Origin of the sequence: Lacticaseibacillus daqingensis (assembly GCF_003946115.1) — a bacterium.
In the GTDB taxonomy this organism is placed as follows: domain Bacteria; phylum Bacillota; class Bacilli; order Lactobacillales; family Lactobacillaceae; genus Lacticaseibacillus; species Lacticaseibacillus daqingensis.
Window position 1 is genome coordinate 51080 of the sequence record NZ_RHOH01000011.1, and the last position, 16026, is coordinate 67105.

At 60.7% G+C, this 16026-nt stretch carries 15 protein-coding genes and 1 pseudogene; 5 read left to right on the forward strand and 11 right to left on the reverse strand.

Going from position 1 to position 16026, the window contains the following annotated elements; genetic code table 11:
• Positions 1 to 110: 110 nt before the first annotated feature.
• Positions 111 to 392 (reverse strand): hypothetical protein, encoded by a 282-nt coding sequence (locus tag EKM88_RS11135; RefSeq protein ID WP_125706202.1) that lies wholly within the window; start codon positions 390 to 392, stop codon positions 111 to 113.
• 127 nt (positions 393 to 519) lie between these two features.
• The gene (locus EKM88_RS11140) at positions 520 to 753 is read right to left on the reverse strand and encodes a hypothetical protein (protein WP_125706204.1); all 234 of its coding nucleotides are present in this window, start codon (positions 751 to 753) and stop codon (positions 520 to 522) included.
• 345 nt (positions 754 to 1098) lie between these two features.
• On the opposite strand from EKM88_RS11140, the gene EKM88_RS13350 reads away from it, so the two are divergent.
• Entirely contained in the window at positions 1099 to 1257 is a 159-nt protein-coding gene (locus EKM88_RS13350; protein ID WP_164512089.1) for a hypothetical protein, read from the forward strand.
• 384 nt (positions 1258 to 1641) lie between these two features.
• Here the strand turns inward: EKM88_RS13350 and EKM88_RS11145 are convergent, their stop codons facing one another.
• The 3 genes from EKM88_RS11145 to EKM88_RS11155 form a co-directional block, all read right to left on the reverse strand.
• A complete protein-coding gene (locus EKM88_RS11145) occupies positions 1642 to 2862 on the reverse strand; it encodes an MFS transporter (RefSeq protein WP_125706206.1) in 1221 nt (406 codons plus the stop codon).
• Between the two features lie 778 nt (positions 2863 to 3640).
• A complete protein-coding gene (locus EKM88_RS11150; RefSeq protein WP_125706208.1) occupies positions 3641 to 4150 on the reverse strand; it encodes a transcription repressor NadR in 510 nt (169 codons plus the stop codon).
• 101 nt (positions 4151 to 4251) lie between these two features.
• Complete coding sequence (locus EKM88_RS11155; RefSeq protein ID WP_125706210.1) at positions 4252 to 6939, reverse strand: HAD-IC family P-type ATPase; 2688 nt, start codon at positions 6937 to 6939, stop codon at positions 4252 to 4254.
• A gap of 259 nt (positions 6940 to 7198) precedes the next feature.
• Here EKM88_RS11155 and EKM88_RS11160 point away from each other — a divergent pair, with 259 nt between their 5' ends.
• Together EKM88_RS11160 and EKM88_RS11165 are read left to right on the forward strand one after the other, a co-directional pair.
• Positions 7199 to 8584 (forward strand): TrkH family potassium uptake protein, encoded by a 1386-nt coding sequence (locus tag EKM88_RS11160; protein WP_164512090.1) that lies wholly within the window; start codon positions 7199 to 7201, stop codon positions 8582 to 8584.
• Between the two features lie 17 nt (positions 8585 to 8601).
• Positions 8602 to 9240: a potassium channel family protein gene (locus tag EKM88_RS11165; RefSeq protein ID WP_125706214.1), complete on the forward strand. Its 639-nt coding sequence runs from the start codon at positions 8602 to 8604 to the stop codon at positions 9238 to 9240.
• Positions 9241 to 9325: 85 nt separating this feature from the next.
• Here EKM88_RS11165 and rsgA read toward each other — a convergent pair whose 3' ends face one another.
• The gene (gene rsgA / locus EKM88_RS11170; RefSeq protein WP_125706216.1) at positions 9326 to 10249 is read right to left on the reverse strand and encodes a ribosome small subunit-dependent GTPase A; all 924 of its coding nucleotides are present in this window, start codon (positions 10247 to 10249) and stop codon (positions 9326 to 9328) included.
• 364 nt (positions 10250 to 10613) lie between these two features.
• Between rsgA and EKM88_RS11175 the strand changes: the two genes are divergently transcribed.
• Together EKM88_RS11175 and EKM88_RS11180 are read left to right on the forward strand one after the other, a co-directional pair.
• Positions 10614 to 12251 (forward strand): ATP-binding cassette domain-containing protein, encoded by a 1638-nt coding sequence (locus EKM88_RS11175; RefSeq protein ID WP_125706218.1) that lies wholly within the window; start codon positions 10614 to 10616, stop codon positions 12249 to 12251.
• 61 nt (positions 12252 to 12312) lie between these two features.
• Positions 12313 to 12588: a hypothetical protein gene (locus EKM88_RS11180; protein ID WP_125706220.1), complete on the forward strand. Its 276-nt coding sequence runs from the start codon at positions 12313 to 12315 to the stop codon at positions 12586 to 12588.
• 71 nt (positions 12589 to 12659) lie between these two features.
• Here the strand turns inward: EKM88_RS11180 and EKM88_RS11185 are convergent, their stop codons facing one another.
• The 5 genes and pseudogenes from EKM88_RS11185 to EKM88_RS11205 all read right to left on the reverse strand — a co-directional run bounded on the left by EKM88_RS11185 (position 12660) and on the right by EKM88_RS11205 (position 15681).
• Positions 12660 to 12917: a helix-turn-helix domain-containing protein gene (locus EKM88_RS11185; RefSeq protein WP_125706222.1), complete on the reverse strand. Its 258-nt coding sequence runs from the start codon at positions 12915 to 12917 to the stop codon at positions 12660 to 12662.
• A 4-nt stretch (positions 12918 to 12921) separates the two neighbouring features.
• Positions 12922 to 13488, reverse strand: coding sequence for a hypothetical protein (locus tag EKM88_RS11190; protein WP_125706225.1), 567 nt, complete (start codon positions 13486 to 13488; stop codon positions 12922 to 12924).
• Positions 13489 to 13603: 115 nt separating this feature from the next.
• On the reverse strand, positions 13604 to 13933 hold the full coding sequence (locus tag EKM88_RS11195; protein WP_125706227.1) for an AzlD domain-containing protein: 330 nt from the start codon (positions 13931 to 13933) through the stop codon (positions 13604 to 13606).
• A pseudogene (locus EKM88_RS11200) lies at positions 13926 to 14630 on the reverse strand (AzlC family ABC transporter permease). Before EKM88_RS11200 ends, EKM88_RS11195 begins: the two are co-directional and overlap by 8 nt.
• A gap of 112 nt (positions 14631 to 14742) precedes the next feature.
• Positions 14743 to 15681 (reverse strand): 2-dehydropantoate 2-reductase, encoded by a 939-nt coding sequence (locus tag EKM88_RS11205; RefSeq protein ID WP_125706229.1) that lies wholly within the window; start codon positions 15679 to 15681, stop codon positions 14743 to 14745.
• Positions 15682 to 16026 lie beyond the last annotated feature (345 nt).

Genomic DNA, 16026 nt, shown 5'->3' on the forward strand with positions numbered 1-16026 from the left:
ACCACCATAATAGCCGCAAAAAAGCATCCAGTTTGGGATTCAATCTCTAATCTGGATGCTTTTCAGTTGTCATACTTCTCGTGGCCAGCGCCGCCCCCTGCCGAGTGCCTTTACCCATGCATATACCGAAAGGCGCCGTCGTTGCGCCCCTCACCGCGCTGGATTCCGTGACGCCTGCGTTGATGGTAGGTGACGAGCGTGTCCTCAAGCGCCACCAAGACGAAGAGGGCCGGTCCAAATCTAAACCAGTACGTGAAAAGGTTGCCCATATAGCAGGCGGCGACAAACATCACCGCGGTGACGACAGCTGATACCCAGAGGGTCAAACGCTCCTGCTTGCGCTCACGAAGCCATTTTTGCAGTTCTGCCTCACTTAGTTTTCTTTCCATCATTCAAGCCTCCTCGGCACTCGCCATCCACCTACTCTGATTCTAATTGGCAAGAATTATAGTTCACTAAGCAATCCCTTTCAACTCAAAAAAGCAGCCAGCGTCAGCCGACTGCTTGCCAATATCAACTTCAAAGATTCCGCGCAATCACGTACAGGCCACCCAGTCCGGCAGCCAGGCTTAACAGGTACCAGTTCAGTCCGGTCTTCATCGGCAACTGGTTCACGATCACCCCGAGAACGAGTAATAAGACGAGCGTCGTCAACGCGAGTTCCCGATTGATTCGCTTGGAGCGAAAGATCTCGTACACGACCCAGATGACCAGCCCAAGCGACACGAGGTTCCCTGCGATTAGCTTAATCATGGCATCCCTCCTCACAAAGCTTCGATCCAGCAACATGCCTACTAACGGTGATGAACACAGCGTAAGCAGGCGCGATTGTTTTGTCCAGTGATTGGCTTGCCTGTGAATGATGAGAATCGCGACCAGCGCGCGGTGCCCCTGTTCGCCCGTACGGTGCCGCTTCCTTGCTTCAAGGCCAGCCCCTTCTCATCCGGCACACAGCGTTTCTGGGCGGAAAAGCATTTACTTGGTATACTAAGCGCTAGCAGGAAGTGCTATGAGCGGTGGTACCAACCAATCGAAAGAAGGTGAGGCCCATGAACGCGAGGTTCATGACCCCAAACTCTGATGAAAGGAGGTACACGTTTGTTCGCAGTTACGCTGTCCGCAGCGCAACTTTTACCGGGTATCAGCTTACTGATTGCGGCGATCGTGGGTCTAACGGCTCTGGTCAAAGCGATCACCGCGTTGCTGAAAGCAATGCGGCAACTGATGCGCGAACTCGGTCGTTACCGAGAAAAATGAGCAAACTAAAACCGCGCCTACCTTCGCATAGGGACGCGGTTTAGTTTGCGTTCGTCAATGCCACCGTCCTTAGAACGGTACTGCGAGAACTGAAAAGTTCCGAGAAGACGGCGTGTTACCAGCACGGCGTCTTTTTGTACACCCACAGTATAACATAGCCGTAATTTGTTGACAAAAATGCCAGACTTGGTTGAAAGCGATGCGCGAGCTCGGTCGCTACCGAGAAAAATGAGCAAACTAAAACCGCGCTCAACTTCGCAAGTAGACGCGGCTTAGTTTGCGTTCGAAAATGCCACCGTTCTTAAAACGGGACTGTGAGAACTGAAAAAGTCCGGGAAGACGTCGTGTACTACCACGGCGTCTTTTGCACCGTCTGTAACCCGCTTAATCCAGGTCCTCGCCCATCGTCTCGCGCCCAAGGGCCAAGACCGCCACCACGGCGATCAGGATCGCCGCGGTGAAGATGCCGAAGATCCAGCCGAAGCTGACCTGTTTGGCCACGAGGCTACCAACCAACAACGGGCCGACGATCCCGCCGATGCGCCCGACGCCGGCGGAAAGGCCGGAGCCACTGGAGCGGATGACGGCCGGGTACTGCTCAGGGGAGTACGCGTACAGCGCGCCCCACGCGCCCAGGTTGAAGAATGACAGCAACATCCCGGACGCCATCAACAGCGGCAGGCTGGTCGCCAAGCCAAAGCCCAAGGCAGCCAGTGCCGTGCCCGCCAAAAACGTGGCGAGGACGAGCTTACGGCCCCATTTTTCAATCAGCCATGCAGCCACGAAGTACCCCGGCAGTTGGGCCAGCGTCATGATAAGCACGTAGCCGAAGCTGTGGATCATGGAGTACCCTTTCAGGACCATCACGCTTGGCAACCACAAGAACATGCCGTAGTAAGAGAACACGACCATGAACCAAACCGTCCACAGCATGATCGTGGCCTTGCGGTACTTGGCCTGCCAGATGTCGGTCAGCGCCTGCCAAAGGCTCGGCTTGCGGTGCGCGTTGGCGAGGTAGGCCGGCGACTCCTTGACGCCTTCACGGAAGTACAGCGCGTACAAGGCCGTCAGCCCCGTCAGCACCATCGCCACGCGCCAGCCCCAGGTCGGGATGACGAAGTAGGAGATGACCGCCGCCAGCAGCCAACCGGCCGCCCAGAAGCTTTCCAGCAGCACAATGCTGCGGCCGCGGTGCTCGACCGCCACGCTTTCAGACACCAGCGTGGACGCAACGGGCAGCTCCCCGCCCAGCCCCGCGCCGATCAAGAGGCGCAGGCCCATGAACATGGCATAGCCGGTCGCCAGCGCGGAAAGCGCGGAGCCGAGGGAGAAGACGAGCAGCGTGATGATCAGGACCAGCTTGCGGCCCACGCGGTCGGCCATCATGCCGAACAGCACAGCCCCGATGGCCATGCCGATCGAGCTGACGCTTCCGATCCAGCCCATCTGAACGGCATCCAGGTGCCATTCCGGGGCAACAGCGGCGATGATGAACGACAGCATGCCGACGTCCATCGCATCGAACAGCCAAGCGACCCCGACGCCGGTGATCAGGCGAGCGTGATGCGCGAGACTGGTTGGTTCAGTGGTCTTAGCGGGTGACATAGTTTTCCTCCAAAAATCCTCAATTGACGTGTCTTGACACCTTGTCGCCTCATATTGTCTGGGATTTTCAGCGAAATGTCAATTGATTTGCTGAAATTCTGTGCAATTTGTCACGAAGATTCAGCTCCCCCATCCGAAAAAAACCACCCTTGACGTTAAAGCTCAACGTTAAGGGAGGTTGTTGGTTTGCCAATAGTTTTACTAGGAAGTAGTCGGCTTAGTGTACGGCGCGGATCGGTGCTAAGCCATCCTGCCACTCACGCCTAAGTACAAACGCAAGCTTCCTATAGGGGGCCCTGAGTGCCTTCGATAACGGATTTTTTGCCTCGATCCGCAGCAGGGCGTTGCTTCCGTTCGGCTTCGCCTCGCTCCACAGCTGGACGTGCTTACGAGCGACACAAAGCAACGCAGTCATGTCTAGCTACGCAAACATAGCCATTTCACCGGATATCTGAGATGTTCGCAATCAGAGGACGGAGGTTCAGCCCGTGACGCTGGAAGCGGAGGCGGGTGGCGAGCCAGCGTGAAATTGCTGTTAGCTGGCGATCTTTGCCGGCTTACAGCAAGGGCGGGTCTCGAGACCGCCCTTTGGCTCGGGAGAGCCCCACGCGTTCCGCCGCCACCCGCCGGAGCTGGAAACGTCACGGGCTGGACCGGAGTCCGGAAATTTAAAACACACTCTAGGCTAGCCAGCCTGCTAAGTGCGCTTCGCCTCCGTCCGGCTGCGCCGAACTCCGGTGGCGTTCAGGCTTCGCCGGCACGCATGTTTCGCTCTGGGTTATTCAAACAAATACCCTTTCCCCCGCAGCGCGTCCTTGATGGCTTTGAGCTGTTCGGGGGTGTCGAACGCGATGGTGTGCAGGTGCACGCCACCGGTCAGCTCGGAAAGCAGGTGGCCTTCGTGCTGCTTGACGCGGCCGACGAAGAGGTTCACGTCGGTGCGGGTCTTGACTTGCAGCTGGCCACGCAGCTGGCCGTAGATGGGGTGGTCCACCACCACGTCCAGCAGGGTGCCGCCGTTGTCGACGATGGTGGTCATTTCATCGGCGGCCTCTTCGGGCGTGTGGCGGCAGACGATGACGACCGAGTGGGCGCTGGGACGCTCGTACTGGTAGCCTTGGGGGGTGGCGATGATGGCCTCCCCTTGCGCGCGCATGAGTGCGATGTCGCCGACGATGGTCTGGCGGCTGACGCCGAAGTGCTTGGCAAACTGGCTGGCGGTCATGGGGGCCTCGTGGTCGCTGAGCGTCGATTTCATTTGGGACTGGCGTTGGGCACTGGTTAACATGATTTAGTCACACTCCTCGCTAAGATAATACGCTAAAACGCGCGATGGGGGAAGGCTTTCCCAGACACATCGCGCGTTTTGGCCAAAATTGGTCCAGTTGATCAGGCGCCCCGCTTGAACGCGTACTTATGCAGGCCCATGCGGATCAGCTTGTCTGCCTCAGTCACCACCAGGGTGATGAAGCCGACCGCCACCGCGATCCCCCACTCGCGCAGGGACATCGGCGCGGTCACGAAGACGTTTTGCATGAACGGCACGTAGGTCAGGGCGAACTGCAGGAGCATCATGCCCCCGATGATGACGAAGGCCATCGGGTTGGTGAACAGCTGCTTGGAGAACGCCAAGGCGTGGGTGCGAATGTTGAAAAGGTAGAAGACTTTGCCCAGGATGATGATGTTGACCATCATCGTGGAGGCCGTGGCCGCATCCACGAAGCCGTTGTCCAGCAGGTAGTCGTGGGCGAGCAGGCCCAGGCCGGAGATCATGATCGAGACGTAGATCATCTGGAAGACGTCGTGCTTGTTCAGCATGCTGGCGCCATTGGGCCGCGGTGGCCGGGTCATGATGCCGTCCTCGGCCGGTTCGAAGATGAAGGCCAGCTGAATCGTGATGGCCGACACCATGTTGATCCACAGCATCTGGCTGGCGTTCAGCGGCATGTCGTCTTGGGTCAAAATGGTGAAGGCGATGACCAGTCCTTCGGCAAAACTGGTCGGTAGCAGAAACAGGATACTCTTTTTGATATTGTCGTAAATCCGGCGGCCCTGGGCGATGGCGCGCTCCATGGTCGTGAACTTGTCGTCGGTCAGAATCATGTCGGCGGCGTCCTTGGCGACGTCGGTGCCGGCGCGGCCCATGGCCACCCCAATGTCGGCCTTTTTCAAAGCCGGCGCGTCGTTGACCCCATCGCCGACCATCGCCGTCACGTTGCCCGCGTCCTGCAAGGCAGTGATGATGGCGAGCTTGTCGGCCGGCGTGGTGCGAGCAAACACGTCCGCAGACACCATCGCCTGCGTGCGGTCGCGGTCGTTCATCGCGGCCAGCTGCGTGCCGGTGACCACGTGCGGCTGCTCGGCCAGGCCGAGCTTGGTGGCGATCGCCAGCGCCGTGTCGGGGTTGTCCCCGGTGATCATGCGCACCTTGACGCCAGCGCGGCGCATGGTGCGGATCGACTGAATGACTTCCTCGCGCGGTGGGTCGATGATGGCCGCCAAGCCGAGGAAGGTCATCCCCGTCTGGCAAAAATCAACGTCGATCTCGGCCACGTCAGCCGGCACCACGCGGGTCGCCACGGCGATGACGCGCTGACCGTGCTGGGAGTACTGCTTGGTCAGCGCCAGGTAGTGGGCCTGATCAAAGTCCAGGTCGGCGGCCTGCGCCATCGGCAGCACCTTATCCGGTGAGCCTTTGAGGAAGATCTGGCGGGTGCCGTCCGGCCGGACCACGAGCTTGGCCATGAAGCGGTAGTCGGAGTCAAACGGCAGCATGTCCAGCTCTTCATTGGCTGGGGCCTCTTCGTACCCCTTGTGGTACGCGGTCAAAAAGGCCCCGTCGGTCGGCTCCCCGTTGATCTGGTAGACCCCATCGATCTCGGCCAGCGTCGTGTCGTTGGCCTCGTACCCGGCTTCCAGCAGGTCGGCCAGATCCGCGTGCGCGGCCAGGTCAACGGTTTCGCCGGCCAGCTCGAAGTGACCTTCCGGCGCGTAGCCGGTGCCGGTCACGTCGTACGTATGCGCCGGCGTGATGATGGTGGTGATCGTCATCTCGTTTTTCGTCAGCGTCCCGGTTTTGTCCGTGGCGATGATGTCAACGGAGCCCAAGGTCTCCACCCCGGGCATCGTCTTGACGATGGTGTGCGCCTTCATCAGCTCCTGCATGCCGCGGGCCAGGACGACCGCAGTGGTCGCGGGCAGCCCTTCCGGCATGGAACCGACGATCATGGTCACCACGGCCAGCGCCAGGGTGCCCAGCGTGTAGTGGCCGGACCACAGCCCCAGCAAGAACAGCACAACGGCAGCGGCGAGGATCCCATAGGACAGCCCCGCGCCCAGCCCGTCGAGCTCGCGCATCATCGGCGTCTTGCCGGTGCGCACATCGGCCACGGCCTGGGAGATCTTCCCGATCTCGGTGTGGGTCCCGGTGGCGACCACCAGCCCCATCCCCGAGCCCGAGGCCACGGCGGTGGAAGCGAAGGCCATGTTGCGCTGCTCGGCCATCGGCGTCTCGGCCGGCAGCGCTTCGATGTCTTTTTCGACCGAGTCGCTTTCCCCGGTCAAAGCGGACTCCTGGATCGCCAGGTTGTCCACGTCAAACAGCCTGAGGTCGGCGGGCACATTGTCCCCGGCCTCAAGGAACACGACGTCCCCCACCACGAGGTCCGCGGTGTCGACGTCGATGCGCTGGCCATCGCGGTAAACGGTCGCGGTTTGGGCCAGCATCTGTTGAATTTTGGCCAGCGCGTTGGACGCATTGGCTTCCTGATAGTACCCAATCACCGCGTTAATCACGATCACCAAGCCGATGATGACAGTGTCGGTCATGTGCCCCATAAGGGTGGTCATGATCGCTGCCCCAATCAGGATGTAGATGATCAGATTATTGAATTGGCGGATGAAGATGACCCACTTGGGGGTGGTGTGCGACTCCAGGGTGTTGCGCCCGTCTCGGGCCAGTCGGGTGGCGGCCTCCTCGCTGGTCAGCCCAGCGTCCAGGTCCGGCACCTTCAATTCTTCCTGCAGTGAGGCAACCTCCTCATGGGTCATCGGCCTCTGCTCAGCGGGATCGTCCATATACCATCATCCTTTTATCATTTATTTGGCGTTGTTCGCCATCAATCTTAATAATCTCATTTTACGGGAGCGCTAATTTTTTGGCAAGCGGATGGCGGCGAAATCCGGCTTGGGGCGGAGGATTAAGCCCCCCACCCAAGCACTTGCCCACCGAGCAAGTCGCCGCCCATTCGTTACGCCAATTGTATGCCCCGCGCCCTTTGATTCACCGGGCGAGTTTGCTAAAGTGGAAGTAATCAACCTCAAAGGAAGGCTCGCAATGAAAAACGCACACTGGCGCCTGTCCGCCCCGCAGGCGATCCTCCTCAGCTTTGCCGCCATGATTGCCGTGGGCACGGTCCTATTGAACCTACCGTGGGCCAGCCAGGACGGGCAGTCGATCGGGTGGCTCAACGCCTTGTTCACCGCCACGTCCGCCAACTGCGTGACCGGGCTGGTGGTGGTCAACACCATGCAACACTGGACGCTGTTCGGTCAGCTCGTCATCCTCGCCTTGATCCAGCTGGGCGGGATCGGCTTCATCACAGTGGTGACCGGCACCCTGATCATTTTTCGCCGGCGCATCGGGCTACGGCAGCGCATGACCATTCAGACGATGTTCAACGCGCAGGCGCTAGGCGGCATGACGCGCCTCGTGCTACAGGTGCTCAAGTACACGGCGGTGATCGAAGGCGCCGGTGCGGTGCTTCTGACGATCGGCTTCCTGCAGGCCGACCGCGGCTACACGCTCGGCGAGGCCGCGTGGTACGGCGTGTTTCACGCCATCTCCGCGTTTTGCAACGCCGGCTTCGACATCGTCGGCGTCAACTCGCTGACCGAGTTCGCCGGCAGCTGGTGGCTCAACCTGACCCTCATGGCGCTGATCACGCTCGGCGGCTTGGGCTTCGTGGTGCTCCACGAGCTCAAGCACTTGGTTGAAAATCGCCGGCCGTGGCGCCAGCGCCTGCGTCACCTGTCCGTGCACACGAAGCTCGTCTGCTGGACCAGCCTCACCCTGTTTGCGGTCGGGACGCTGCTGGTGGCGCTGCTCGAGTGGGGCAACCCCGAGACGCTCGGTAGCCTGGACACGCCGCACAAGTGGCTGGCCGCGGCGTTCGAGTCTGTCACGCTACGCACCGCGGGCTTCTTGACCGTCGACCAAAACGGGCTGGGTGAGCTGACCAAGCTCGTCGCCGCTGCCCTGATGTTCATCGGCGGCTCGCCGGCCGGGACGGCCGGTGGGATCAAAACCATCACGCTGGCGGTGCTGGGCGCCGCCGTGCTGTCGGCGCTGCGCGGGCACGCGGACTTGGTGATCTTCAACCGCCGCCTGCCCTTGGCCGTGCTCCAGAAGGCGCTGGCCATTGTCGGCACGCTGGGGCTGGTGGTCACCGTGGCCGTCATCGGGCTGCATTTTTCCGAAACCGCCAACGCGTTTCACCCCAAGCTCCTGGACCTGATCTTTGAAACCACCAGCGCGGCCGGCACGGTCGGCCTGACCACCGGCATGACGCCGTTTTTGACCCCGGTGGGCAAGGTGATCATCGCCTTGTGCATGTTCATCGGCCGCCTGTCGCCGCTCACCATCGCCGTGGCGCTGAACACGCGCCTGGACGCGCACCCGCACACCCTCACGTACCCAGAAGAAGCCGTCATCGTCGGCTAAGCCCCAAGGAGGCCCTTATGCAAACTACCCAAGCCCACTCATTTGCCGTCTTCGGCCTCGGCCGCTTCGGCACCAGTATCGTGGAACACCTCGCCCGCACCGATGTCGAGATCCTCGCCGCCGACCGCAACCTCGCGCGCGTCGAAGCCGTCGCCGACCGGGTCGACCAGGCCGTGGCCGGGGATGCCAGCGACCCCGAATTCCTGCGCCGCATCGCGCTGGAACACTTTGACGTTGTGGTGTTTGCCATGGGTGAAGACTTCGAGTCCAGCGTCATGGGCACCATGCTCGCCAAGGAGCTCGGCTGCAAGCGCGTGGTCGTCAAGGCGCTGGACCCGCGCCAGGCCAAAATCCTCACGCGCATCGGCGCCGACCAGGTCGTGTTGCCCGAAGTCGAAATGGGCGCCAAAATCGCCAAGAGCCTGATCAACGCCAGCATCCTGGACGTCTTCGACCAGATCGACGGCGTCGACATCACCGAGCGCCACCCTGACCCCAGCTGGATCGGCAAGACCCTGGCCGAGGCCAACATTCGCCGCACCGCCAACGTCGAGGTGCTCGCCCTGATCCGTGACGGCCGTACGCAGATCCCCGTCAATATCAACACGATCTTGGCAGCGGGGGACGTGCTCCTGACGGTGGCGAGCAAGGCGTAAGCGTGATCCAAGCAGAGAGAGGACCCAGCGGCCGATAAGCCGCTGGGTCCTCTCTCTGTTTAAGGCATTCACACAACGTCACAACCTACCGATGGCGGCGTTGATCCAGCTGAGCCTCTCGCATCAGGTTCTGATATCGCAGGAGCACCGCCGGGTCAAGGGCGCCCGCGTCAACCGCCTGGCGGACGGCGCACCCCGGTTCGCTGAGGTGCCGGCAGTCGCTGAATTGACACTGTTTGGCCAATTCAATAATGGCTGGAAATGCCACGTCCGGATCAAAGTCTGCCGACTTGATGACTTTGAAGCCAGGCGTGTCGATCAAATAGCCAAACGGTGCGATCGGCAGTAATGCGCTGGCAGTCGTTGTGTGTTTCCCTCGGTTGTCGCCGGTGCGCGTCTGGTTAGTGGTCTGCAGATCGGTTTGCGCCAAATAGTTGATCAGCGTGGACTTCCCCGTTCCGGAGGCGCCTAACAGCGTAAAGGTGTTCTGCCCTGGGAACGCGCGGCCGAAGCGGGTCCGCAGGTGCTGATCGTAGATGGACGTTCGCAGCACCTGTAGTTCGGGGTGCGCCGCGCGAATCTGATCGTAAATACGCTGGCTTTCCGGCGCGTCAGCCTTGGTCACCAGAATCGCTAAGCGCGCATTGGGAATACTAAAAGAAGCCACATACCGATCAACCATGCTCAGTGTAAACCGCTGATCCGCGGCGATGGTAATCAAAACGAAGTCAATGTTGGCCGCGACGAGCTGGTCTTTACCCTTTTGATGAAAACTTTTGCTTGTCGTGCCGCGCTGCTTGCTGAGTTCATTCTGACGCGGTTGTCGCTGTGTGACCTGACCGTCAGCCACCAACACGATATCCCCGACCACCAAGCGACCGAGCGTCTTTGTCAGCTGTTTAGCCAGTGCAAGGCTTAGCCGCCGACCATTCTCATCCAGGAGATTGACCGTCTTTGAATCAATTGAAGCAACCCGAAACTGTTCTGCTTTGCTTATGGTGTTCACCATACCCTTTCTAGTTTCCCGACCGCATATCAGGTTGGTTGAATACGACCGGTTGCATCTGCCATGTTAAATCGCTCACTTCTTTATCATTTTTCATGACCCTATCATAATCGCACCGCTGACTCAAAGCAACGATTCGTCTCCGCGATCACGTCACAGATCATCTCCTATAAGGGCGATTAAGCCATCAAACGACCGCCTCAAAAATCTATTCACGCTTCATTAGAGCAATTATTTCATTGCTAAATTTCTAATTAAATCCTCATAACGTGGTATACTGAGTCCGATTGAATCATTGATTTATTCCATCTCCTGATCATCACACCGGATAATTTTAGCTGCCAGTCACCCCAACGAGGTCAATGCCATGATCAAAGCCCTGCTGCAAAAACCCTTCATCAACAAGCGCCTCCTCGCGCTGACGCTCCTGTTTGCGGCGCTGACCGCGCTGGAAGGCGTGGTCACCCCTTACGCCCTCGGTGGCGTGACCGACGCCATCACCCACCGGTCGATGAGCGGCGTCATTCGCGCAGCGCTCATCGGGGCCATCGGGCTGATCGTCATTCGCGTGGCGTTTTTCCTGATGACGTATTTCATGGCCAAACTGCGCCAGGCCGCGACCACCACACTGCGCCAGCAGCTGCTGGAGGCGGGCCTCGCGCGCACCGCCCGCACCGAGAGCGCGACGCTACTGGCCAAGATGTTCGGCGATGTGAAACAGATCGAGCAAAGCGCGGTGATCGGGCTGGTGTACATGCTCTACTCGCTACTGCTCGCCACGGCCGCCACGCTGTACATTTTCAGCATCAACTGGCAGGTCGCCACGCTATTCATCCTGTTCCCGTTCCTCTCGCTGACGATCCCACTGCTGACCAAGAAGCCGGTGAAGCGCGCCAGCCAACTTTGGAGCACCCGCAATGCCTCCTACACCACTGCGGTCACGGAGGCGTTCCAGGCGCGGCGCCTGATCCTGGTGTACGGGCGCCAGCCCTACTTCCTCGCCCGCAGCCGGCAGGTGCTGGACGCAGAGCAAACAGCCTCTGTGCGCATCAGCGTGATGCAGGCGGTGATCACGTTCTTCAGCGCCACGCTGGAGCTGATCGGGATGTACCTACCGTTCGTGGTCGGTGCCGTGTTCGTGCTGCGCGGCCAGCTCACGGTGGGGGCGCTGCTGTCGGTATTTCTCGCATCAGACCGCATTGTCAGCCCGGTTGCCAGCAGCATCAACTACTATGGCCAGCTGGTGGCCGCCCAGCCACTGATCGACGAGATCGCCACGCTGACCGCGCCGGCCGCTACCGAACCCGCGTTGCAAGCGGTGGGCGCCGGACCGGTCGTCGCGCTGCAAAACGTGCGCTATCAGCCCGCGGACCGCGCCATTTTAACCGGCGTCAACTTGGCGATCCAACCCCACACGCGCACCTTGGTGGTCGGCAACTCCGGCGCGGGCAAGTCGACACTGATCGATTTGATGGTCGGCCTGGCGAATCCGGCGGCCGGCACCGTCGCGGTGGCCGCCGCCAGTGTCCCGGCCTATCTCGCCCAGATCGCCTATGTGGCGCAAGCGCCGCGCGTGTTCTCCGAGTCGTTGGCCTTCAACCTGACCTTGGGCGAAAACGCGGATGAGCCCGCGCTACTGGCCGCCCTGCGTCAGGCCGGCCTGGCGGAGCTGGCCACTGCGGCACAACTGCACGAGCGGCTCGGCGAAGGCGGCCGCCAGCTCTCGGGCGGTGAGCTGAAAAAACTCGACATCGCCCGTGCCCTGCTGCACCAACGCGCGCTGACGATCATCGATGAGGGCCTGTCCGGCCTCGATGCCAAAAGCGCCGCGTCAGTGAGCGCGGTGATCCGCCAGCTCCCCGGCACGATCATCGAGGTGGAGCACCGGGTGCCGCTTGCCGCGATGGCCGACTACGATCAGATCCTCGTGGTGGCTGACGGCCATGTCACCGCTCTGGCGCCGGACCAGACAGCCGCGGCGGTGGCGACCGGCTTGTTTATCTAAGTTGCGGCTTTGGGCGAATCATGCGACACTACAGGCAACCCAACGAAGGGATGTGGCTGCCGTGTTTCCCATTGGTCTGACCCTCAGTCTGACCGCGCTCACCATTTTGCTCCTGATTCGAGACCAGTTCGTCCGGCGCTACCTGCTGTCCACCATGAGCATCAGCCTGACCTTCGGCTACACCGCCCTGCAGCTGTACGCCGTGACCATCGCGCAGGACGCTGGGGCCGCGCTCACCAGCACCACCACCCCTGCGGTGGCCGAGCTCGGCGTCAGCGCGGTGCTGCTGGCGGTAGCCTTCATTCGGGCACTGCGCGAGGAAGTGCGGCCGCACTAAAAATGATCGCACCAAACAGGACCCCGACGCAGTTATGCGTTGAGGCCCTGTTTGGTGTCGCGATTGTCATATCAGGCGGTCACAATGACCTTGAGCTTAAGCCCCAGGCCGGCTGCGTAACGATTCAGCGTTTTGAACGAAGGCACCGAATCCAGCCGTTCAACCTTAGCCAGCTGAGGCTGCGACATGCCGATTCGAGCGGCCAACTCACGCTGCGACACCCCACGGCGCACGCGCTCGCTATGCAGTTGGGCAAGGGTGTCAATACGCGTCAAAACTGGCTGCGGAAGCGCGGTCGTCTGCGCCCGGTAGTCTTGCCAAGTCGCCATCCGCTTATGCCTCCGCCACATGGGCCGCGCGCCACGCCGCGTAGAGCTGCTTGGGCGGAGTCAGGCGCGCAAGCGTCGACGCTTTTTCGAATACCCACGGCGTGTGGTTGAGTTCAACCGCATACCGACCGTGGCCGGTTGGGCGCAGGTGATAAACCGCCTGGGCCGTCTCATTAGCCGGCGCATAGGTAACCTTCTGCGGCCGCTTCGACGCCAACATGGCGGCCCAAGTCTTGTAATACGCCACGAAGCACTCGCCCGTCATCGTCAGGGTGATCTCCTGACCGCGCCGCTGAACGGTGGCCGCTTCCACCCGTCTGTACGCGCCGCCGTTCATGACGAAGCGCGTGATCACCTGCCCCACCCGATCAGGCGCGCTGAACGCCAACTCCACCTTGGCGCTGCTGGGCATGATCCGATCGGTGTGCGGCACCTGGTACCCCACCGCCGTCAGCCGGGTCGCCCCGGTCACCGCAGGGGTAGTCGCAGTCTGGCACCCTGCAAGGCTGAGGAGCATGCCGCCGGTGATCAAGCCAATCGCTCGTCGTTTATTGATAAAATAATTATTCAACAGCTACTCCTTTTGATAATTAGCTCTATTATCCATCCAACAAAAGTGAAAGTAATAGACTATTATCTTATCTAAGAGTAACTGATCATTCAACCACGATTTTGTTGGCCGGCGCTCACGCCCACCCCAAAAACCGCAGCGCCGCCATCGCCACCACGCCCACGACGACCACCGCCAGCAGGCTCTTGGTGATGACCGCGGTCAACAGCGCCGGCACCGAGGCGAGCGCGTTGGGCCAGTTAATGGCCGGCCAGTTGCCGGGGCGCGCTACCAACAGGTTTTCCACGAAAATGGCGGTCAGGATCGCCACCGGCACGAAGCTCAGAAACTGCAGCAGCCAGGCGGGCAGGCGCAGGCGCCGCACCAGCAGGAACGGGATCACTTTGAGCGCCCACATCGCCAGCCCGCAGGCCACGATGGCGGCAAGCACGCGTGAATCAGCCATGACGCTCCACCCCCATCCCAAACAGGCAGCCGAGCACGGTCGCCACCAAAAGCGCGGTGGTGCCGGGCAGCCAGCGCATCAAGCCGAACAGCACCACGGCAACGAACGCGGCCACGGCGAGGTGGCGAAACAGCGGCTTGGTGCGATCGGTGATCATTTACAGATACAGCAGCCCGATAAACATGGCCACGGCGGCAAAATCCAGCCCGAGCGCCTGAGCGTCTGGGATCAGGGTGCCGATCAGCGCGCCGACGCCAGTCGAGGCCGCCCACACGAGGTAGGCGGTCAGGTTAGCCGCATGAAACCACGCCGGAGCCAGCCGGTGGTCGGTTTGATTCAGCTTATTCATCGCCAGCGCAAAGGTCTCATCGGTCAACAGCGTCCCGATGGCAACGTTCTGCACCGCACTTTCGTCCTTGAGGTATGGCGCCACAGTCATGCTCATCAGGCTCATGCGCGCGTGGATCAGGATCGCGGAGGCGACCATCGCCCCCAGCGGGCTACCGGCCGCCAGCATGCTGGCCAGCACGAACTGCACCGAGCCGCCGTACACGATCAACGACATCGCCACCACCAGCCAGACGCTGATGCCGGCCGTGTGCGCGACCACGCCAAAGGCCAACCCCACACCGATGTAGCCGAACACAGTCGGCAGGACCTCTTTTAAGCCGGTCCGAAAATCCAGTGCATCACTCATGCGCATCCCTCGCTCCATTAAAATATAATTAGAACTAGTGTCGCTTATTCTGCGACCGAATGCAACCCGCAAAAAGCCGAAAAAAAAAGCGAGGTTTCCCTCGCGTGGCGCCTTATTTGGCCCCGATCAGCTGCTCCTTGGCGTGGATCAGCTGCGTCAGCATCGCGTTGTACGGCGTCGCAATGCCGTGCGCTTGACCCTTGCGCACCACGGCGCCGTTGATGAAGTCGACCTCCGTCAGCCGGTGGTTGACCACCAAGTCCTGGTGCATCGACGGGTAGTGCACCGCGATGTCCGCCGTGAACGTGGCCGCCACATGGTCGTACACCTCAGCCACGTCCAGCGGCACGCCTTCCGCCTGCGCCACCGCGCCGAACTCGGCGATGATCTCGCGCAAAAACGGTTCGGCCTCGCGCGTTTGCCCCAGCGCCCCGATGTTGCAGTCAAGCAGCGCGCACAGGCTGTTGAGCGTGCCATTGACGCAGGCCTTGCGCCAGATGGACGCCTTGACGTTCGCAGACGGCCGCGCGTTGAGCCCCGCCTGGTTGAACAGCGCGACCACCTGATCGGCAAACGCGGCCCCGGCCGGCGCGAAGCTCTGCAGCTCCACCTCCCCGTGGCCCAGCAGCTTGACGTGCCCCGGCCCGGTCATGCCGGCAGTCCACATCGTGATGCCCAGCAACAGATGATCCTTCGCCACGAATTCTTCCAGCACGTCCTCGTGCCCGATACCGTTGAGCAAACAAAGTACGTAGGTGTCGGCATGGATGATCGGCGTCAACTGCTTGAACATCGCCGCCAGCTGGTTGGACTTGGTGAAGGCGATGATCAGATCCGCCTGCACGCCGCTGTCGGCCAGCTCCCTTGGCGCGTAGATCGGCAGCCGCGCCGTGACCGCCCGACCGTTGAAGTCGGCCTGCAAACCGGCTTGGCGGATCGCGTCAATGTTGGCCTGCCAGCCGTCCACCAGCGTGACGGCCACGCCTGCCTGATGGAGCATCAAGGCGAACCGGCTACCCATGCCGCCGGCGCCCACTACTGTAATTTTCATCGTATCGCACCCTTTCGTGGCCCATTGTACCAAAAAGCCGGCGGGTGCGTGCTGCACTCGCCGGGATCGTGTTACTTCTTAAAGAGATACTTCGCGGCCGCCGCGACAATGATCGCCGTAATGGCAAGACCCAGGACAGTGAAAAGACCAAACAGCAAGTCACCCATTGTGAATTCTCCTTTTTTCAAGCATGACCCAGCGTCTCAATTCATTCTGTCTAGGACACCATAACATGTTTTTATCCCAAGGACACCGGTCATTTTAACCGGACGAATTGTCAACTCAAGTGCAACTTTTTACCCAGGTAGACTTCTGATGGTGTCTTCCAGCCTAAGACCTTGCGAG